This is a genomic window from Hymenobacter armeniacus (assembly GCF_014699055.1).
GTDB lineage: Bacteria > Bacteroidota > Bacteroidia > Cytophagales > Hymenobacteraceae > Hymenobacter > Hymenobacter armeniacus.
In genome coordinates this window covers 619,751-639,780 of record NZ_JACXAC010000003.1, presented here as the reverse complement: position 1 = coordinate 639,780, position 20,030 = coordinate 619,751, and the positions used below count along the sequence as shown (strand labels likewise).

At 62.3% G+C, this 20,030-nt stretch carries 17 protein-coding genes; 3 read left to right on the top strand and 14 right to left on the bottom strand.

All coding sequences use genetic code 11. From position 1 onward, the window contains the following. Window positions 1-30: 30 nt before the first annotated feature. The 11 genes from IC234_RS10985 to mraZ all read right to left on the bottom strand — a co-directional run bounded on the left by IC234_RS10985 (window position 31) and on the right by mraZ (window position 13,733). The gene (locus IC234_RS10985) at window positions 31-789 is read right to left on the bottom strand and encodes a cell division protein FtsQ/DivIB (RefSeq protein WP_190924425.1); all 759 of its coding nucleotides are present in this window, start codon (window positions 787-789) and stop codon (window positions 31-33) included. A 50-nt stretch (window positions 790-839) separates the two neighbouring features. Next, a complete protein-coding gene (murC, locus tag IC234_RS10980) occupies window positions 840-2,237 on the bottom strand; it encodes a UDP-N-acetylmuramate--L-alanine ligase (protein WP_190924423.1) in 1,398 nt (465 codons plus the stop codon). A gap of 91 nt (window positions 2,238-2,328) precedes the next feature. Continuing rightward, entirely contained in the window at window positions 2,329-3,426 is a 1,098-nt protein-coding gene (gene murG, locus IC234_RS10975; RefSeq protein ID WP_190924421.1) for an undecaprenyldiphospho-muramoylpentapeptide beta-N-acetylglucosaminyltransferase, read from the bottom strand. A 140-nt stretch (window positions 3,427-3,566) separates the two neighbouring features. Further along, entirely contained in the window at window positions 3,567-4,739 is a 1,173-nt protein-coding gene (locus tag IC234_RS10970; RefSeq protein WP_190924419.1) for an FtsW/RodA/SpoVE family cell cycle protein, read from the bottom strand. 97 nt (window positions 4,740-4,836) lie between these two features. Next, window positions 4,837-6,201 (bottom strand): UDP-N-acetylmuramoyl-L-alanine--D-glutamate ligase, encoded by a 1,365-nt coding sequence (murD, locus tag IC234_RS10965; RefSeq protein ID WP_190924417.1) that lies wholly within the window; start codon window positions 6,199-6,201, stop codon window positions 4,837-4,839. Window positions 6,202-6,203: 2 nt separating this feature from the next. Further along, window positions 6,204-7,424 (bottom strand): phospho-N-acetylmuramoyl-pentapeptide-transferase, encoded by a 1,221-nt coding sequence (gene mraY, locus IC234_RS10960; RefSeq protein ID WP_190924414.1) that lies wholly within the window; start codon window positions 7,422-7,424, stop codon window positions 6,204-6,206. Between the two features lie 22 nt (window positions 7,425-7,446). Continuing rightward, complete coding sequence (locus IC234_RS10955; RefSeq protein WP_190924411.1) at window positions 7,447-8,919, bottom strand: UDP-N-acetylmuramoyl-L-alanyl-D-glutamate--2,6-diaminopimelate ligase; 1,473 nt, start codon at window positions 8,917-8,919, stop codon at window positions 7,447-7,449. Window positions 8,920-9,002: 83 nt separating this feature from the next. Then, window positions 9,003-11,462, bottom strand: coding sequence for a penicillin-binding protein (locus tag IC234_RS10950; RefSeq protein ID WP_190924409.1), 2,460 nt, complete (start codon window positions 11,460-11,462; stop codon window positions 9,003-9,005). After that, window positions 11,459-12,319, bottom strand: coding sequence for an FtsL-like putative cell division protein (locus tag IC234_RS10945; protein WP_190924407.1), 861 nt, complete (start codon window positions 12,317-12,319; stop codon window positions 11,459-11,461). The genes IC234_RS10950 and IC234_RS10945 overlap by 4 nt, the downstream gene beginning before the upstream one ends. A gap of 20 nt (window positions 12,320-12,339) precedes the next feature. Then, window positions 12,340-13,263, bottom strand: coding sequence for a 16S rRNA (cytosine(1402)-N(4))-methyltransferase RsmH (gene rsmH / locus IC234_RS10940; protein WP_190924405.1), 924 nt, complete (start codon window positions 13,261-13,263; stop codon window positions 12,340-12,342). Then, a complete protein-coding gene (mraZ, locus tag IC234_RS10935) occupies window positions 13,260-13,733 on the bottom strand; it encodes a division/cell wall cluster transcriptional repressor MraZ (protein ID WP_190924403.1) in 474 nt (157 codons plus the stop codon). Before mraZ ends, rsmH begins: the two co-directional genes overlap by 4 nt. A gap of 400 nt (window positions 13,734-14,133) precedes the next feature. Between mraZ and IC234_RS10930 the strand changes: the two genes are divergently transcribed. From IC234_RS10930 to IC234_RS10920, 3 genes are all read left to right on the top strand, one after another. After that, the gene (locus tag IC234_RS10930; protein WP_190924401.1) at window positions 14,134-14,571 is read left to right on the top strand and encodes a hypothetical protein; all 438 of its coding nucleotides are present in this window, start codon (window positions 14,134-14,136) and stop codon (window positions 14,569-14,571) included. Between the two features lie 99 nt (window positions 14,572-14,670). Next, on the top strand, window positions 14,671-17,046 hold the full coding sequence (locus tag IC234_RS10925) for a TonB-dependent receptor (protein ID WP_190924398.1): 2,376 nt from the start codon (window positions 14,671-14,673) through the stop codon (window positions 17,044-17,046). Between the two features lie 78 nt (window positions 17,047-17,124). Further along, the gene (locus IC234_RS10920; RefSeq protein WP_190924396.1) at window positions 17,125-17,496 is read left to right on the top strand and encodes a heavy-metal-associated domain-containing protein; all 372 of its coding nucleotides are present in this window, start codon (window positions 17,125-17,127) and stop codon (window positions 17,494-17,496) included. A gap of 195 nt (window positions 17,497-17,691) precedes the next feature. On the opposite strand, the gene IC234_RS10915 is transcribed toward IC234_RS10920, so the two are convergent. The 3 genes from IC234_RS10915 to IC234_RS10905 all read right to left on the bottom strand — a co-directional run bounded on the left by IC234_RS10915 (window position 17,692) and on the right by IC234_RS10905 (window position 19,950). Further along, complete coding sequence (locus IC234_RS10915; RefSeq protein ID WP_190924394.1) at window positions 17,692-18,444, bottom strand: fatty acid desaturase; 753 nt, start codon at window positions 18,442-18,444, stop codon at window positions 17,692-17,694. A gap of 80 nt (window positions 18,445-18,524) precedes the next feature. Further along, on the bottom strand, window positions 18,525-19,376 hold the full coding sequence (locus IC234_RS10910; RefSeq protein WP_190924392.1) for a 4-hydroxy-3-methylbut-2-enyl diphosphate reductase: 852 nt from the start codon (window positions 19,374-19,376) through the stop codon (window positions 18,525-18,527). Window positions 19,377-19,479: 103 nt separating this feature from the next. After that, window positions 19,480-19,950 carry a hypothetical protein gene (locus IC234_RS10905; protein WP_190924390.1) on the bottom strand — a complete coding sequence of 157 codons (471 nt, stop codon included), beginning with the start codon at window positions 19,948-19,950 and terminating at the stop codon, window positions 19,480-19,482. Window positions 19,951-20,030 lie beyond the last annotated feature (80 nt).

The following is a 20,030-nucleotide window of genomic DNA, read 5'->3' as shown; positions in this document are numbered from 1 at the left end:
CGACCTTACGGCCTATGTGTCAGCGAATTACTATTCGCAAATAATCTGATTTTGGTATTCAACGTTTACGCGGTGGTAGGTGTCCCACCCCAAAACTGACGGAATTTGCCGGTAAAATACCATCAGCTTGGCAAATTTTTCGGAAATATTTTCGGGCAGCCCAAATTCGATGCGTTGGTCGCCTACCTGCTGCGTAAACGACAGCTTGCCGCTTGGCTCAATGAACACCTCCGATACCTGCGCTTTCCAGAATTCGTGCTCGTCGACGTAGCGCAAAAACTCCAGGTAGCGGCGCCCGACGCTGTCTTGGAAAAATGCAGTTGGCAGGTTGGCGCCGTTGGGCCTTGCCACGGTGGCTACGCGGGCGGTAAACAACGGCGAAAGCGGTAGCACGTGGCCTTCGGCATCGACGTACGTGTCGAGGCGGGTATCGGGGTGCGTGAGGCGGGCAATGGGCCGGTTTTGGCGCACGTCGGCGTGCAGGTTGCCGGCCAGGTCACGGTACACCTGGGCCTCGCGCACGAACGGATGTGCCTTGAGGCGGGCTTCCAGCTCGCGCAGGCGCGGGCCTTCGGGCAGGGTGCCCACCACCGGCTCTTTGCCGCCCCGCGTGAGCAGGGCCGTCACGCCGCGTTCGCTGATAAAGAAGTTATCGAACTCGTTGGCGATGTTGACCTGCACTTCGCTCACGGGCCGGGAGGCCTGGCGCACGGCAGCAAACACGCCCAACCCGCCCAGCACCAGCAGGCAGGCAGCGGCAACAAGCAGGTTTCGTACGGTGCGGTCCAAACAGAAAAAATTGGGGTAGATGAATGACTCCCGGGCTTGCCGGCGATGGGCTATTTCCAGCGTTCGGTGAGAATGGTTCGCAGCTGGGGCACGAGGGTATCAATGTCGCCGGCGCCCACCGTGGCCAGAACGTCGAACGACGTTTCAGATTGCGCCCCCCGGAGGACTTCTTCCTTGGTCAGGAGGGCTTTGGTGGGAGCGGTGATGTTGGCCAGCAGCATGTCGGAGGTAACGCCCGGCAGCGGCTTCTCGCGGGCTGGGTAAATATCCAACAAAAATACCTCATCTGCAATGCTTAAGCTTTTCGAAAAGCCTTCGGCGAAGTCCCGCGTGCGGGTGAATAGGTGGGGCTGAAAAATGACGCGCAAGCGTTTGCCCGGATACAGGGCACGCACCGAGCGCAAAAAAGCCTCTATTTCGCGCGGATGATGGGCATAATCGTCCAGATAGACGTTTTGGCCCGCTGTCACCACGAATTCAAAGCGGCGTTTTACACCCCGGTACGCAGCCACGGCGGCGCGCAATTTTTCCGGTTCAACGCCTTGAATTTGAGCCACGCAGGCGGCGGCCAGCATGTTTTCGACGTTGTGGTAGCCCGGCACGGCCAGCTGCAGGTCGGCCACGATGCCCTGGGGGCCGTGCAGGTCGAAGTGAAACTGGTGGCCTTCGGCCGAGATATTGGCGGCAAAAAGTTCGGGGCCCTGCCCGGCGCTGAGGCCGTAGCGAATGACGCGGGTACCGGCCGGCACGGCGGCGGCCACGCTGGGGTCGGCCGTGTGGTTGATGAGCAGGGTGCCGCCGGGCTTGAGTTGGGCCACGAACCGGCGGAACGACTCAATCAGGGCCGACTGGTCGCCGTAAATGTCGAGGTGGTCGGCGTCGGTGCTCGTGACGATGGCCACGTCCGGAAACAGGGTCAGGAAGCTGCGGTCGTACTCGTCGGCTTCCACCACAATGGGGGCGGCGAGCGTGGCGGGCAGCAGCAGGTTGCTGCCCAGGTTCACGGCAATGCCGCCCAGGAAGGCGCCGGCATCGAGCCCGGCGTGGTGCAACAGGTGGGCCACCATGCTGCTGGTGGTGGTTTTGCCGTGCGTGCCGGCCACCGCTATGGTGTAGCGGCCCTGCGTGAGCACGCCCAGCACCTGGCTGCGCTTGCGGATGTCGTAGCCGTTTTCGCGCAGCCACGCCCATTCCTGGCTATCGGCCGGGATGGCAGGCGTGAGCACCACGAGGGTGCGGTCCCGGTTTTCGCGCACTTCCAGCGGGATATTTTCTACTGCATCGGCGTAGTGAATGGCAATTCCCTCGGCGGCCAGCGCCTGCGTAAGCGGCGTTTCGGTTTTGTCGTAGCCGCTCACCTGGTGGCCGTTGGCCCGGAACCAGCGCGCCAGCGCCGACATGCCGATGCCGCCGATGCCGAGAAAAAAAACGTAGGGAAATTGCTCCAAGGGCCGTCGTTGATGAAAGTGCAAAGGTAGAGGCCAAACGGGCAGAATGGGCTAAAACTGCGGTTTTGGCCGTAATTTTACCTATCTGGCGTTACTTCTTCACCAGGCTCAGCAGCTCATCGACGATGGTGGCGGTGGCGTGGGGCCGGGCCAGCTCGCGCACGCGGGTGCTGAGCTGCTGCTGGCGCTCGGGGTCGGCGAGCAGGCGCAGGGCTTCGTCGTAGAGGCGCTCGGCGGCGTGCTCGTCGGTGATGAGTACGGCAGCGCCTTTGCTCATCAGGGCCAGCGCGTTTTTGGTTTGGTGGTCTTCGGCCACGTTGGGCGAGGGCACCAGGATGCTGGCTTTACCGGTGAGGCACAGCTCGGAAACTGACAAAGCCCCCGCACGGCTGATGACCACATCGGCCGCGGCGTAGGCCAAATCCATGCGCTGAATGAATTCGAGGGCGTGCAGGTTGTGGGGCTGGTCGGCTTGTTGGCGGGCTTCGGGGAAGTACAGCTTGCCGGTTTGCCACAAAAGCTGGATGCCGGCGTCGCGCAGGCGCGCAATGGCGGCGGCCGTGGCCAGGTTGAGGGTACGGGCCCCCAGGCTCCCTCCTATCACCAGCAGGGTTTTCTTATTGGGGTCGAGGTCGAAGAACTTGAGGGCTTCGGCGCGGTCGCCGCTGGCTATTTCGGTGCGGACCGGGTTGCCGGTCAGGACGAGCTTTTCCTTCGGGAAAAACTTCTCCATGCCGTCGTAGGCCACGCAAATTTTGTTCACGCGCTTAGCCAATAGCTTGTTTACCAGGCCAGCATAGGAGTTCTGCTCCTGAATGAGCGAAGGAATGGCCCGCGAGGTGGCCGCCAGCAATACCGGCGCCGAGGCATAGCCCCCCACCCCCACCACGGCATCGGGCCGAAACTGCTCAATCAACTTCCCGGCCTTGCGCACCGAGCGAAACACGCGCACCGGAAACAGGAGGTTTTGCGGGGTGAGCCGGCGCTGCAGGCCGGTGATGTCGAGGCCCACAATGTTGTAGCCGGCTTCGGGCACGCGGGTCATTTCCATGCGGCCGTTGGCGCCCACGAACAGGATTTCGGCATCGGGCAGGCGCCGGCGAATCTCATTGGCAATGGCTACCGCCGGGAAAATATGGCCGCCGGTGCCGCCGCCGGAAATGATGAAACGGAGGGGAGTATGGTTCATGTGGGGAATTGCGTCGGGACAAGAACGTCATGCTTAGCTTGGCGAAGCATCTCTACCGCGAAGAGTAATCAGTTACTGCTCCGGTAGAGATGCTTCGCCAAGCTCAGCATGACGTTCTTTTTTACCTATTACCGAAGTCGCTAGGCATACGCCGCGCGCTGGCTGGGGATGCGTGCCGTGTCGTCGGGCTCGCCGGTCATGGGGCGCACTTCGCGCTCGCCGCGGCTCACCGCCAGGATGATGCCGATGCTGATGCCGGTGAAAATAAGCGAGGTACCGCCCATGCTCAGCAGCGGCAGCGGCAGGCCGGTGATGGGCCCCAGGCCCACGGCCACGCCCATGTTCACGAGCGCCTGCAAGACCAGACTGAAACTAAGCCCGGCCGATAGCAGCCCACCAAAGGCCCCGTAGCTGTTCATCACGGTTTTGAGCCCTCGATAGAGGAAGGCCAGGTAGAGGAACAGCACCACGGCGCCGCCCAGCAGGCCGTATTCTTCGATGATGATGGCGTAAATGAAGTCGGAATACGGGTGCGGCAGGATGTTGCGCTCCGTGCTTTTGCCGGGGCCTTTGCCCGCAATGCCGCCCGTGGCAATGGCGATGTAGCTGTGTTCAAGCTGGAAAGGAGTTTTCTTGGTGGGGTCGGAAAAGTTGGTGATGCGCGACTGCACCGTTTTCCAGCGCTGGCCGCTGGCCAGGGCCGTGCCCCCCACCGTGACGCCAATGAGCACCATCACCAGCATTTGCTTGAGCGGCACGCGGCCGATGAACATGAGCAGCAGGCAGGTAGCGAACAACAGCGAGGACGTGGAGGCGTTGGTGAGCGCAATCAGGCCGCAGATGATGCCCACCCACAGCATTACCGGAAACAGCGTGGTCCAGAAATCCTGCAGGTGCTGCTGTCGCCGGCTGAGCATGCTGGCCAGGTGCGAAATCAGGGCCAGCTTGGCCAGGTCCGAAGGTTGGAACGTCTGGTTGATGACCGGAATGGTCATCCAGCGCGAGGCGCCGTTGGTTTCGCCGCCCAGCAGGTAGGTAAACAGCAGCAGCGGCACCGAAATGAGCAGCGCGTACAGCGCCAACCGCGAGTAGTAGCGGTAGTCGATGCGGTGCGCCAGCCACATAAAACCCAGGCCGGCCACAATCAGGGCGCTGTGCTTGAGCAGGAAGGCCTCGGTGTTGCCGTTCATCTTCTTATACGCCAGCGTGCCGGTGGCTGAGTACACCACCGCTATGCTGATGAAGGAGAACAGAAACACAATGGCCCACAGAATGGGGTCGCCTTTGAGGTTACGTTGCAGCCAGTCTTTCATGACAATGGGCGAATGAGTGAATGGGCGAATGAGTGAATGTAGGGCAATGAGCAGCTGAGCGAATAGTTAAACAGGTGGGCGTGAAACCGCCATTCACTCATTCACCCATTCGCTCATTCACGCATTGAGTAAACTGTCGGCCCCGGTCTTCGTAGTTCTTAAACAGGTCGAAGCTGGCGCAGCACGGCGAGAGCAGCACCACGTCGCCGGGTTCGGCCAGGGCTGAAGCGCGGGCCACGGCCTCGGCCATGCGCTGGGTTTCTTCTAGGTGCGGCACCACGTTGCCGAAGGCGGCGCGCAGCTTGGTATTGTCGACGCCCAGGCAAATGAGGGCTTTCACGCGGCTTGCGGCCAGTCCTAGCAGGCTGCTGTAGTCGTTGCCCTTGTCGGTGCCGCCCGCAATCCAGACGATGGGCTGGTGAATGCCGTCGAGGGCGTACCAAGCGGCTTCCACGTTGGTGGCTTTGCTGTCGTTGATGTAGCGAGCACCGTTGATTTCGCCCACCAGCTGCAGGCGGTGGTCGGCGTTTTGGAAGGTGGCCAGCGCGGCTTCAATCTGCTTGGGCGCCAGGCCGGCCACGCGGGCGGCGAGCACGGCGGCCAGGGTGTTCTGGCGGTTGTGCTGGCCAATGAGGGGCGAGTTAGCGGTACTAATTTCCACGCCGCGGTCTTCGTCGAGGCCGGGCGCGAGGTTGGTACACAGCTTCTGTTCCTCGGTATAGTAGCCGGCCAACTGCACGTCGCGGCGGTGGTGCAGGCTGAAAGGCAGCAGGCGCGTTTCCGTGAACGCCGACTGAAAGTACCGGCCCGTTACCTCGTCGTCGGCGTTGTAGATGAAGGCCCCGCTGCTGTCCAAGTTGCGCGTGATGCGCAGCTTGGCCTGGGCGTAGCTTTCGAGCGAGTAGCCGTAGCGGTCGAGGTGGTCGGGGGTGATGTTGAGCAGCACCGATATCCACGGCCGGAAATCGTAGGTGTCGTCGAGCTGGAAGCTGCTGAGTTCCACCACGTAGTAGTCGTGCTCGTCGGCAATCACCTGCTCGGCCAGGCTAAAGCCCACGTTGCCGGCTAGGCCCACCTTCAGGCCCGCGCTTTTGAGCAGGTGGTAGGTGAGCAGCGTGGTGGTGGTTTTGCCGTTGGTGCCCGTGATGCAGATGCACTTGGCCGCGGTGTAGCGGCCGGCAAATTCAATCTCCGAAATAATGGGGATGTTGCGCTCCCGCAGGGCCTGAATAACCGGCGCCTTCTCCGGGATGCCAGGGCTTTTGATAACTTCCTCGGCCTGCAGAATGCGCTCCAGCGTATGCTGGCCTTCTTCAAACTCGATGCCGGCTTGGGTAAGCTGCTCCTTGTATTCGACCTGAATGGCGCCGCGGTCCGACACAAACACCGTGTGGCCCTTGGCCTGTGCCAGCAGGGCCGCGCCCACGCCGCTTTCGGCGGCTCCGAGGATGACAATGTTCATGCTTAGCGCAGTTTCAGGGTTACCAAGGTGATGACGGCCAGCATGATGCCCACAATCCAGAAGCGCGACACGATTTTGGACTCGTGGTAGCCCAATTTCTGGTAGTGGTGGTGCAGCGGCGACATGCGCAGCAAGCGCCGGCCTTCGCCGTACTTTTTGCGGGTGTATTTAAAGTAGCCCACCTGCACCATCACCGACAGGTTCTCAATCAAAAACACTCCGCAGAGAATGGGTATGAGCAATTCCTTGCGCACGATGAGCGCCAGCACGGCAATGATGCCACCTAGCGCCAGCGAGCCCGTGTCGCCCATGAACACCTGCGCCGGGTAGCTATTGTACCACAAAAAACCGATGCAGGCCCCCACGAAGGCCGTGCAGAAAATAACCAGCTCGCCGGAATCCGGAATAAACATCACATCCAGATAATCAGCCAATAGCGCGTTGCCGCTCACAAAAGCGAAGATGGCCAAGGTGACGCCGATGATGGCCGACGTGCCGGCCGCCAGCCCGTCGAGGCCGTCGGTGATGTTGGCGCCGTTGCTCACGGCCGTAATCAGGAAGATGACGATGGGGATGTAAAGCAGGCCGTAGAGGCCGTTGAACAAGGAGCCGGCCGTGGCAAACAAGTCGCCATAGTTCAGCTCGTTGTTTTTCATAAACGGCACCGTGGTAATCATCAGGTGCACGTCTTTGAAAAACTTGGTCGCCTCGATGGCCGAGTACTGGCCGTTGGGCAGCAGGTACTCGCGCACCGTGATTTCGTTGCTGTAGAACAGCACCCAGCCCACCGTGATGCCCAGGCCCACCTGGCCCAGCACCTTGAAGCGGCCGCTCAGGCCTTCCTTGTTTTTGCGGAACACCTTGATGTAGTCGTCTAGGAAACCAATCAGCCCCAGCCACACCGTGCTCAAAATCATGAGAATGATGTAGATGTTGCGCAGCCGGGCCAGCAGAATCACCGGCACCAGAATGGCCAGGATGATGATGAGGCCGCCCATGGTGGGGGTGCCTTTTTTCTCGTTTTGGCCCTGCAGGCCCAAGTCGCGAATGCTCTCCCCTACCTGCTTTCGCTGGAGCACGCGAATCAGACGGTGCCCAAACGTTTGGGCAATGAGCAGGGAAATGACCACCGCCAGGCCGGCCCGAAACGTGGTGTACTGAAACACCCCGGTGCCGGGCAAGTGGAAATGGTCGTGCAGGTAACGGAAGAGGTAATAAAGCATTCAGATTCGGTTAGCGCGGGGGCTACTTGCCCTGCGCGGCAAAAACTTCGGTTAAAATCAGCTTGTCGTCGAAGGGTGCTTTGACGCCGCGAATTTCTTGATAATTCTCGTGGCCTTTGCCCGCCACCAGCACAATATCGTTGGCCCCGGCCAGGCGCACCGCCGTCTCAATGGCCTGGCGGCGGTCGGCCACGGTCTGGACTTTTGCTGAATCCGAGGCCGTCACGCCGGCCTGCATCTGGGCCAGAATCTCGTTCGGGTCCTCGAATCGGGGGTTATCGGAGGTGAGGACGACTTTGTTGGACAAGCTGGCGGCCAGGTTGGCCATGATGGGGCGCTTGGCCGCGTCGCGGTTGCCGCCGCAGCCCACCACGGTGATGATTTGCTGGCTGGGCTGGCGGATTTCGTGCAGCGTCTGCAGCACATTTTCCAGCGCGTCGGGCGTGTGGGCGTAGTCCACGATGCCCGTGACGGCCTGCGTGGGCGACACCACCGGCTCGAAGCGGCCGGGGGCCGTGGTCAGGCCCGAAAGGATGGTGAGCACCTCGGTGGGGTCTTCGCCCAGCAGCACGCCCGCGCCGTACACGGCCAGCAGGTTGTAGGCATTGAACACCCCGATGAGGCGGAACAGGATTTCGCGGCCGTCGATTTCGAGGTGCAGGCCGTGCACTTCGTTGGCCACGAGCTTGGCCCGGAAAGTGGCCGCGCCGCGCAGGGAATACGTTTCGCGGCGGGCGGCGGTGTTCTGCAGCATCACCGGGCCGCGCTTGTCGTCGGCGTTGGTGAGGGCGAAGGCGGTTTTGGGCAAACCGTCGAAGAAGGCCTTTTTGGCCTTCAGGTAATTATCAAAGGTGCCGTGGTAGTCGAGGTGGTCGTGGGTGAGGTTGGTGAAGATGCCCCCCACAAAGCGCAGTCCCGTGATGCGGTGCTGGGCCACGGCGTGGCTGCTCACTTCCATGCAGGCGTGGGTGCAGCCGGCGGCCACCATGCGCGCCAGCAGCGCGTTGAGCCGAATGGCGTCGGGGGTGGTGTGGGTGCTGGGAATGACTTCCTCGTCAATCTGATTCTGCACCGTGCTCAGCAGGCCGGCGTGGTAGCCCAGCTCGCGCAGCAGCTTGTGCAGCAGCGTGGCGCAGGTGGTTTTACCGTTGGTGCCCGTCACGCCAATCAGCTTGAGCTGGCGCGAGGGGTGGCCGTGAAACGCGGCCGCCATGTGGCCCAGGGCTTCGGCGCTGTCCTTCACCTGCACGTAGGCCGTGGCCGGGTTCAGCGTGGCCGGCAGTTCCTCGCAAATGACCGCCGCCACCCCCTTCTCCACCGCACCTGCGATGAAATTATGCCCATCGGCAGCGGTGCCGCGCAGGGCGCAGAACGCCACGCCCGGCCCGGCTTCGCGCGAGTCGAGGGTGAGGCCGGTGATGGGCACGTCGGTGGGGCCGTGCTGGGCGAGCACGGCAACATCGGTGAGCAGGGAGAAGAGCGGCAGCGAAATCATTCGTTGAGTTAAAAATTAAAAGTCAAGAGTTAATAATGAGGGCATTATCCTTTTCACTTTCAACTCTTACCTTTTAACTAGTATCAGGTGCGGCGCACGGTGGGTTTGGGGGCGGCCGCCTTCTTCGGGGCTTTGGCGGCGGAACTGGCTGATGCTTTGGCTTTCGCGGCAGCTTTTTCAGGTGATTTTGCGGGCTGGTGGGCAGCGGCCGGGCGGGCCTGGGGCTTTGCCGCGCTGGCTTTCGCCGGGGCCGGCTTGGGGGCTGGCTTAACGGCGGTTTTCGCCTTGGCTACGGCCACCGATGGCTTAGTCGGCACTGCTTTTGCGGCCGACTCCAGCTCCACGGGCACCAGCAGCTTGTTTTCGGCCAGGTCGGTGTGCTCGGGCTCGGGCAGGGCCTGCGGGGCCGCGAGGCGCGGGCCCGATTCTTCGAGCGTGAGCGTGATGAGGTCGCCGCGCCTGATGGGCGTGCCCACTGCCAGCGACTGCTCTTTCACGCGGCCGGTACCCAAGGCGCGCACGTGCAGGCCGCGGTTTTCCAGCAAAAACAACGCATCGCGCCGCGTGAGGCCGCGCACCAGGGGCACCCGGCCGGTTTGCACGGGGTTTACCACCAGCGCCACCGTGCGGGCGTGGAAAGCGGTATCGGAGGCTGCGCGCACCCATTCTTCGCCGCCCGTGGCCTGGGTGTTGCCGGCCAGGCCCAGCTTCTGGCACACCAGGGCCAGCTCGTCCTGCATGCCGGCGCGCACCAGCGGCACGTGGCTCTTGTTGAGGCGGGCCTTGGCCAGCAGCGGGCGCTGGCTGAGCAGGTCGCGGGCCATGCACTTGTCGGCCACTTCGCGGAACACCGGCGCGGCCACGTCAGCGCCGTAGATGCGGCCGTTGCGGGGCGAGTCGACCACCACAATGCAGCTGTACTTGGGCTTGTCGGCCGGAAAATAGCCGCAGAAGCTGGTCGAATACGTTTTGGTGTACTGGCCGTTTTTGAACTTCCAGGCCGTACCGGTTTTGCCAGCAATGCTGTAGTCCTTGGGCCGGATGCTGCGGGCCGTGCCTTCCAGCACCACGCCTTCCATCATGGCTTTCACCTTGGCCAGCGTGGCGTCGGAGCAGATTTTGGGGTTCAGCACCTTGGTTTCGTTGTGCTGAATGACCTGGTCGGCCACCTTGATTTCGCGCACTATCATGGGCTGCACCTTCACGCCGCCGTTGGCCACGGCGTTGTAGAAGGCCAGGGTTTGCAGCGGGGCCAGCTTGAGCTCGTAGCCGATGCTCATGGTGGTGAGCGAGGTGCGGCTCCAGCTGCGGTCGGCGGGGTCTTTCACGTAGGGCCGCGCCTCGCCGGCCATCTGGAAGCCCAGCGGCTTGTCGAGCCCGAACTTCTTGAGGTAGTCGGTGTACTCGGTGGGGTTGCCGGCGAAGTATTTGTCGACCAGCTTGGCCACGCCGATGTTGCTCGACTTCTCGAACACCTGCTGCACCGTGATGCGGCCGAAGGCGTGCGAGTCCGACTTCACGGCCCCGCCCACGTACATGCGGCCGTTGCCGGTGTCCACCATGTCCTCCAAGGTGATGTTGGGCCGGGCTTCAAACAGGGCCATCATCGAGGCCAGCTTGAACGTGGAGCCCGGCTCGGTGCGGCCCTGGTCGGCAAAAGCGTAGTTGTAGTCTTCCTTATAGGTATCGTCCGAAGCCTTGCCCAGGTTGGCCACGGCCTTGATTTCGCCGGTGGCCACTTCCATCAAAATCACGCAGCCGTACTGAGCGTTGTTATCGACCAAGGACTTGTAGAGGGCGTTTTCGGCCACGTCCTGCAGATTGATGTCGAGCGTGGTTTGCACGTCGTAGCCGGGCTGGGGCTTGATTTCGGTGCCGTCGTACACGGGCTTCACGCCGCCGGGCACCCGTTCAAACAGGGCTTCGCCGGCCTTGCCGGCCAGGCTTTGCTCATAAGTGTACTCCAGGCCCGCGCCGTGGCGCTCCTCGTTCACGAAGCCAATGGTGCGCTGCGCCAGGCCGCCAAACGGCCGGAAACGCTTGTCAACCTTCTCAAAAATGGCGCCGCCGCGGTTGCGCTTGGCCCGGAAAATGGGCCAGTTGGCCAGCAGCTTCTTCTCCTGAAAGTTGATTTGGCGCGAATTGAGCCGGATGTAACGGGCCTTGCCGTCGTGGGCGTTCTTCAGGCGGCGCTTGTACTCCTGCACGCTGCGGTCGCCGAAGAAATGCGCCAAGTGCCAGGCCAGCGAGTCGACCCCAGCCCGAAACAGGTCGTCGTCGACCACGCCCGGGTCCCAGGCCACCCGGTAAAAAGGCAGCGAGGTGGCCATGATGCTCTTGCCGTCGCCGGCGTAGATGGTGCCGCGCGTGGCCGGCACCGGCAGGTAGCTGATGCGGCGCTCCTGCTCCAGCGCCCGCCACTTGCTGCCTTCCTGAAACTGTATTTTGGTGGCTTTCCAGAAAATGGCGCACGAAAACACGGCCACGCCCAAAAAGGCCAGCCGCACACGCGTAACAATGGATTTTTTAACGCTGCCTTTCATCGGGAGTGGCTTCTGGCGGCGGGCTTGGCCGCGCTTGACGTGGGGCGGTTAGGCTTGCGGGTTTTGGCCTTGGGCGCGGGTTTGGCAGCCGACTTGGCGCGGCGGCTGCTCGGCCTCGCGGGTGTCGAGCGGGGCGCCGGAGCGGCGTCGGTCGTCACGGAGTCGCCGTTGAGCGGCTGGGGCGGGGCAATGATTTCGGGGCCGGAGTCTTCGCTGCTCACCGTGCCGCGCTTGCGGCCGGCCAGCAGGTCGGCCTGCAGCGCAGCAGCCGAGTCGCGGGCAGCCCGGGCGGCCAAGGTATCGGCCGTGAGCACGGGCATCAGTTCCAGTTCGGCGGCGTCGAGGTGGCCGCTGGGCACGGTGATGCGGAAGGGTGGCGAGGAGCTTTCTACCAAGCCAAAAGCGGCCACCTTGCGGGCCACCTCGCTTTGCTTGCTGGCCTCCATGTAGTCTGATTTCAGGGTGGTGTAGTCGGCTCGCAAGTCTTCGGTTTCCTGCTTGAGGCGCTGAATGCTGCGGTTCATGCGGTTGCCGTAGTGCGTGTTGCCGATGTAGAGCAGCGTGAGCAGCATGATAAACAGCAGGTTGGGCAGGTAGCGCACCGGCAGCCCTTCCCGAAACAACCCGTCGACGCTGGTTACCCGGTCGAGCAGCGAAAACAAGCTCCACGAGCTGCGCGGGCGCGGCTCGGGGGCCGGCCTACGGGGGCGTTTTGCGGGTTCGGGCGCCGGCTCGGGGGCGGGCGGAAGCTCTTCCACCACGGCTTCGGGCACCACGGCGGGCTCGGGCACGACCAGCTCGCGCGGCACGTTGGCGCGCCGGGGGCCGTCGGAAGGTCTAAGCGTGTTGGAAGCCACGGTCTGGGCGGAAAGGGTGTTTATAGTTTCACGGCAACCCGCAATTTAGCACTTCTGGCGCGGCTGTTCAGCGCCACTTCGTCCGGGTCGGCCTCTTCGGGCTTGCGGTTCAGCGCCTCAAACGGCTTGCTTTCATTGCCAAAGAAGTCTTTTTCGACCTCGCCAAAAAACTTGCCCTTGGCGATAAAATTTTTCACCAGCCGGTCTTCCAGAGAATGGTAGCTCAACACTACCAACCGGCCGCCGGGCCGCAGCACGTCGGCGGTTTGCAGCAGCATTTCCTGCAGCGCCTGCATTTCCTGGTTCACTTCAATGCGCAAGGCCTGGAAAACCTGGGCCAGGTACTTGTTCTCCTTGCCGCGGGGCGTGCACGGCAGAATGGCCTGCTTGAGCTCGGCAATGGTTTCGAGGCGGCGGCCGCGGCGGGCCGCGCCCACGGTCTGGGCCAGCGTGCGGGCGTTGGTCACTTCCCCGTACATGCCGAAGATGCGGTGCAGGTCGGCTTCCTTATAGTCGTTCAGAATGTCGGCGGCGGTCAGGGGACCGTCGGGGTCCATGCGCATGTCAAGCGGGCCGTCAAAGCGGGTCGAAAACCCTCGCTCCGGCGTATCGAACTGGTGCGAGCTCACTCCCAGGTCGGCAAGGAGGCCATCTACTGGCAGCGCGTCAATGGCCTCAAGCTCAGCATATAAATGCCGAAAGTTCGACTTTACAAATGTAAATTGGGGCCGCGCCAGCTTCTGTGCCTCGGCTTCCGCATCGGAATCCTGGTCGAAGCTGTAGAGGTGGCCGGTGCTGAGCTTTTCGAGGATGCGGGCCGAGTGCCCTCCCCCACCAAACGTCACGTCCACGTAGCGGCCGTCGGGCCGCAGGTCGAGGCCGGCCAGGCACTGGGCCAGCATCACGGGGCGGTGGTAAGCACTGTCGTTGGCGTAGTCGCTCATGCGGTGGGGCCGCTCTGCGGCGGCGTTTCAACGGATAAAAACTTCTGCGCCAATTTGCTAAAGCTTTGCTGGTCTTTGATGAGAAACTCGTCGTAGCGGGTGGGGTCCCAAATTTCACAACGGTTTCCCAGGCCGACAATTATGGCTTCCTTCTCAATGCCGGCGTAGCGCAACATGCTGCGTGGCAGCGTAAACCGGCTGATGGAGTCAAGTTCCACTTCCGTCATGCCCCGGAAAAAGTTGCGCTGAAACTGCCGGTACTCTTCGTTGAATTCGTCGAGGGCCATCACCTTTTCGTGGATGACGCGCCAAGCGGCCCGCGGGTACAGCACCAGGCAGGGCTCAAACCCGCGCACCAGCACCAGCTGATTGCCGGACTGCTCGGGGAGGTTGCCTTTCACCTTGGCCGGCAACACAAGCCGCCCCTTCGGGTCGAGCTTGCATTCGTATTCGCCGGACAACAGGTTCATGGGCAGGGACGCCAGGAAGGCAAAAAGGCGACACGGGCAAATGTACGGGAAGCCAAGCAGAATTCAACCACCTTTTACCACTTTCTACCACAGATGCAAAACAGCCCTGAAAGGTCAAAAACTGCTCTTTTGCACCACTTATCAGAAAACCGTCTGCAATAGCTAACGCAGCTTTCGAAGCCGTGGACAAAATGTCAGCACTGCATTTCCTGATGGTAAGCCGGGACAAGTAGTGGTACCGGCATGGAATGCAGCATGAAGTCTAGGCAGTAAAACCAGCCTGCAGGCCAGGCGCGCAGGCTAGGCGCTGTTACCCTTGGGACTGAGGCAGGAATCTTGAACGCACGGCGCCGAGGTTGTGTACGCTCTTCTCCGAAGCCGTTATTGTACCTTTGTGGCCGTGCAACACTCCCGCATTCGTCGCTTATCCTGCTTAGTGCTCGCGGCATTGGTGCTCGTCGCGTCGGTGGGCCTCACGGTGCAGCGCCTGACGTGCCGCATGAGCGGGCAGAGCACCGTGGCTGTGTCGGTGGCCAGCCCCGCCGAGCTGCGCGGCTGCACCGGCGAAACAGCTCCCACCAAGCCCGAGGCCAAGGATAACTGCTGCGATTTCAGCAAGCAGCTGCACAAGCTCTCGTCGCCCGCCCACGAGCTGGCGGCTAAAATTTTGGTGCCCGCGCCGCTGCTCACGGCAGTACTGCCGGAGCGGTTTCAGCCGTTGGCACGTGCCCCCATGGGCATTGCCAGCAGCGCGACTCGGTGGTTTGCTGCCGATGCTTCGCCCCCGCCCAAGGCCGGGCGCGCGCTGCTGACTTTCGTTTGTAAGCTGGTGGTTTAGGAATTCTGAAACGACCGTGCGCGGCTGCTTCGGCGGTGGGCACGGGTGTGCTCGGGGCAATGGCCTCGATATTTCAGAATGCCTTAACTTACAGAACTTATGAAACCCATTCGCGGGGCTTACCCGCTGCTTTTCGTTTTTTTCGCGGGCATCATTGCCCTGCAGCCGCAACGGGCGCGGGCCCAGTCGGCTGCCATTGCGCCGGTGCGCGGCGAAATAACCGAAGCCGGCAAAGCCACTCCCCTGCCCGGCGCCGTGCTGCGCTGGCTCTTCGATGCCCCCGAGGCTTCCGACCCGGTGGTTACGGCCAGCTCCGATGGGTCCGGCCGATTCTCCATAACCCGGCCTGCCCGGGCCGCGTCGCGGCTGGTGGTGCAAGCCCTGGGCTACCGCGCCGACACCGTGGCCGTGGCCGCTACCGGCGCGCCCTACCTGCGGGTGGCCCTGCGCCCCGGCCAGGAGCTGAGCGAGGTGACCGTGACCGCGCGCGGCCCCTCCTACTCGGCCCTGACGCCGGCCAACGTGCAAGTCATTTCGAGCCGCGACCTGACCAAGTCGGCCTGCTGCAACCTGGCCGAGAGCTTCGAAACCAACGCCTCGGTGGAGGTCACGACGTCGGATGCCGTGTCGGGCGCCAAGCAGATTCAGCTACTGGGGCTCGACGGCAGCTACTCGCTGCTGACCGTGGACAACCAGCCCGCGCTGCGGGGCCTGGCCGCGCCCTACCGGCTGGGCTACCTGGCCGGGCCGTGGATTGACAACATTGAAATCATCAAGGGCACGGGCTCGGTGGTGAATGGCTACGAAGCCATTTCGGGGCAGGTGAACGTGAAGCTGAAGGAGCCCGAGAAAACCGACCAGCTTTTGTTCAACGCCTATGTCAACGACCTGGGCAAGTTTGACCTCAACCTGAACACCTCGGCCCGCATCAACCCCAAATGGAGCACGGTGCTGCTGCTGCACTCCGACCACCTCGGCAACCGCGTGGACCGCAACAAAGACGGCTTTCTGGATTTGCCGCTGGCTACGCAGTTCAACGCCTTTAATAAGTGGAAGTACCAGTCAGGCCACGGCGTGGTGAGCGAAGTGGGCCTGGGCGCCCTGCGCGAAACCCGGCAAGGCGGCCAAATGAGCTTCCGCGACACCGACGAGGCGGCATTCCTGGCCAACTACGGCACTACGCAAGCCACCACCCGCTACACGGGCTACGCCAAAACTTCCTACACCTGGCCCAGCCGCCCCTTCCAAAGCCTGGGCCTGCTGCTGAGCGGCACCAGCCACGACTTCACTTCGCGGTACTCCTACGGCTACGATACCTACACCTTCGAGCCCAACCTGCCGCCCACGGCCACCACCAACCGTTCCATGCGCGACTACGACGGCACGCAGCGCACGGGCCTGGGCACGTTGCTGTTTCAGAGCGTGATTGGCAACACCGCGCACGTATACCGGGCCGGCCTCAGCTTTTTATACGACGACTACAAGGAGCGCCTTACCTCGGGCCGCACCTATCTGTTTGAAGGCCCGCAGGAGAATTTCACCCGGCGCGAGCTGGTGCCCGGCGCCTTCGCCGAGTACACCTACCAAAACAGCCGCAACCTGACCCTGGTGGCCGGCCTGCGGGCCGACCGCCACAATCTGTACGGCTGGCAGGTGACGCCCCGCCTCAACGTGAAGTACGACGTGGCCAAGAATACCGTGCTGCGCCTGGCTGCCGGCCGCGGCTTCCGCGTGGCCAACCCCATTGCCGACAACGCCTCCCTGCTCGTGAGCGCCCGCGAATTCAACATCAGCCCCAACCTGCGGCCCGAGCGGGCCTGGAACGTGGGCGGCAGCGCCACGCAGTACTTCACGGTGCTGGGCCGGCCGGCCACGTTCGTGGTCGACTATTACCACACCGAGTTCGATAACCAAGTAGTGGCCGACATGTATACGGCCGCGCGCTACGTTTTCATCGACAACCTGGGAGCCGGCGGGCGCTCCTTCGCCCGCAGCCTGCAGGGCGAGCTGCAGGTAGAGCCCGTGAAAGGCCTGCAAGTGAAGGGGGCCTACAAGTACCTCGACGTGCGCACCACCTACGACGGCGTGCTGCTGCCCAAGCCCCTCACGCCCAAGCGCCGCGGCTTCCTCAACCTGGGCTACGCCAGCGCTTTCGACAAGTGGCGGGGCGATTTCACGGTGCAATGGTTTGGCCAGCGGCCGCTGGCGCACATCAGCAGCACCCACGTGCACGGCACGGGCCAAGAGTATACGCCCGAAACCTCGCCGCGCTACGCCCTGCTCAATGCCCAGCTCACCCGCGGCTTCAAGCGCCTCGACGTGTACGCGGGCGTGGAAAACCTGACCAACTACCGCCAGACCAACCCCATCGAAAGCGCCGCCAATCCCTTCGGGCCCACCTTCGACGCAGCTATGTCGTGGGGGCCGGTATATGGCCGCCTCACCTACCTGGGCCTGCGCTACCGCATTGAGTAGTAGCGCCGGTTTTCGCTAATTTTTTCGGCAGCAATTTTGTTATGGCTGCCTCACCCACGCTTTTTCAATTTTCGACGTATGAAATTCTTTCTCCTGCTGCCGCTGCTTGCGCTATTGAGTTCCTCGCCCAGCGCCCACGCCCAAACCACTCCCGCTGCCTCGGCCAAACCGGCCGGCATGGCCACCGTGCAGTTTAAAACATCGGCCGTGTGCGACATGTGCAAAGCCCGCCTTGAGAAAAGCCTGGCTTATGAAAAAGGCGTGCAGTCGGCCACGCTCGACGTGCCCACCAAGGTGCTCACCGTGACCTACAAAGCCGACAAAACCACGCCCGACGCGCTGCGCACTGCCGTGCAAAAAACCGGCTACGACGCCGACCAGCTTACCGCCGACGCCCGCGCCTACAGCCGCCTGCCCGACTGCTGCAAGAAAACCAACGCGGTGCATTAATCTGGACCACGGATTCGACGGATTTTTCGGATGAGTCGGATTTTGTGGACGCTTTTGGAAACCAGCCGCATACGATGCAAAAGGCCGCCCCATTGGGCGGCCTTTCTTGTTTTTCCCGTGGTGCAAGCCGCTTCTACTTGGTGCCGTCCACAAAATCTGACCTATCCGAAAATTCCGTCGAATCCGTGGTTCAGGCTATTTCGACTTCCACAGCCGCCACCAGGGCAGATAGGGCTGGTCGTGGTGCTCATAGTGATACCCGAAGAAGTAGCAGCTCACAAAGGCCCACAGGTGGTGCCGAAACTGGCTGCGCGACTTGTGCGGGTTGTCGGGTGCGTGCTCGCCGCGGTGCGGCAGATAGGTGCCAAAGAAAAAGAGCTGGAACGTGGCCAGAATGGCCGGCACCATCCAGAACGCAATGACGTTGGCCTGCGGGAAAAATAGCTTGAGCACGTTGTAGGTGGCGGCCATCAGCAGCACTTGCCACCAGGTCACGTAGTTCCAAGCGAAGCGCAGGAACCAGGGCAGGAAGCCGGGGTGGCGGCCATTGTGAAAATCGGGGTCATCCTGCGTGCCCACGTGGCGGTGGTGGGCGTGGTGCTTGGGCAGCTGGCCCGGAAACCAGTTGTAGGCAAACAGCCCGGCCGCCAGGGTGCCGATGGCATTATTAAGCCGTTTGTTGGGGCTCACCAGGCCGTGCATGGCATCGTGCGCGGTGATGAACAGGCCCGTATAGAGGTGCGTTTGGAGCAGCACCAGCAGGTACGGCGCCGGGCTATACCAGTTGGGCTGGTACCACGCCAGCAAAAAGCTCAGCAACGCGGCCCAGCTTGCACCTACCGTCGCGGCCACCGCAACCCCTTTCAGGCCGAGCGGCTCCGGCGCCACCCGGAGGCGGCTGGATGGCAGAATAGTAGATGGATGGGCTGTGGTTGCGGCGAGGGCCATGCGACGAATTACGAACGAAACAGTCAAACGGCGGGCTCAACAGTTTTAACCCGCCACTCCGACAATCAAACAAGCCACCGCTATAGGCTCAGCAGCTGGTCGCGCACTTGCTCCATCAGCCACATGGGCGTGCTGGTGGCGCCGCAAATGCCCACCGACTGCCCCGGCTGAAACCACTCCGGCTGAATCTCGCCCACGTTCGAGATAAAATGGGTTTGCGGATTGGTTTCCTTGCACACTTGGTAGAGCACCTTGCCGTTGGAGCTTTTGGTGCCCGACACGAACACAATCTGGTCGAACTGCGCGGCGAAGCGCCGCAGGTCCTTGTCGCGGTTGCTCACCTGGCGGCAGATGGTGTCGTTGGCATTCACCTGGTAGCCACGGCCCTCCAGTTCGCCCTTGATGTTGTAGAAGCTGTTGGTGCTTTTGGTGGTCTGGCTGTAGAGCGTGATGTTTTCAGGCAATTCGTGGCGCAGCAGCTCGTCGAGGTTTTCAAACACCACGGCGTCGCCGCCGGTCTGGCCCAGCAGGCCCAACACTTCGGCGTGGCCATGCTTGCCGTAGATGAATATTTTCTCCTTGCGGTCGTAGCTCGCCTTGATGCGGTTTTGGAGCTTGAGCACCACGGGGCAACTGGCGTCAATCAGGGTCAGGTTGTTTTCCATGGCCATCTGGTAGGTAGCCGGGGGCTCGCCGTGGGCCCGGATGAGCACGGCTTCGTTGCGCAGCTCGGCCAGCTTTTCGTGGCAAATGATGCGCAGGCCGCGCGCTTCGAGGCGCTGCACCTCCTCGTCGTTGTGCACGATGTCGCCCAGGCAATAGAGGTAGCCTTGCTCGTCGAGCAGGTCTTCGGCCATTTGAATGGCGTAAATCACGCCAAAGCAAAAGCCGGAGTTAGGGTCGATGCGGACGCTGAGGTGCAAGTGGGGCATACGTCAGGACAAACCGCGAAACCACGGTTAAGGTTGTGACCGCCGGAAACGTTTTTGGCGGGCGCCAAAAACTACGTCAGAACCGCGCAAACCGGTTTTAGGTTTACTCGGCCACGCGGCTCAGGCGTTGGGCCTGCTCGTCGCTCACGTGGCCACGGTCCACCAGGAAGCTACGCACCGTGCGGAAGGCCTCGGCATCGAGCCCCGATTTGGGGTGGCTCAGGGCCGCGTTGAGCAACATTTCCTTGTCTTCGTCGATGTGCTTGCTCAGGCCCAGAAAGGCCGGCAGGTTGCTTTCGACCGAAAAACGCAGAAACCGGATTTCGGGGTTGCGAGGGTCCAGGCTCACCGCCTGCTCGAAGGTGCGGGCGGCGTCCTGCACGTAGGTCAGCTTGTTGAACATCGAGGCATCGCGGGCCCGGATGGCCTCGGCGGCGCCCTTGTAGCCCAGCACCAGCGCGTCGCGGTCCTTGTAATCGGCCAGGAGCTTGTAGAATTTTTCGCCCGCGGCTTTGTCGGCGGCGGCCTGCTCGTAGTGGCGGCGAAGAACGGAAGGGTGGTAAGGAGAAGCCACGGAAAGGGTCGGGAAAGAGGGATTAGTAGAGGAAACGCGGGCCGCCGCAGGGTCGCTCGCGGGAGCAAAGCTGCACGCCA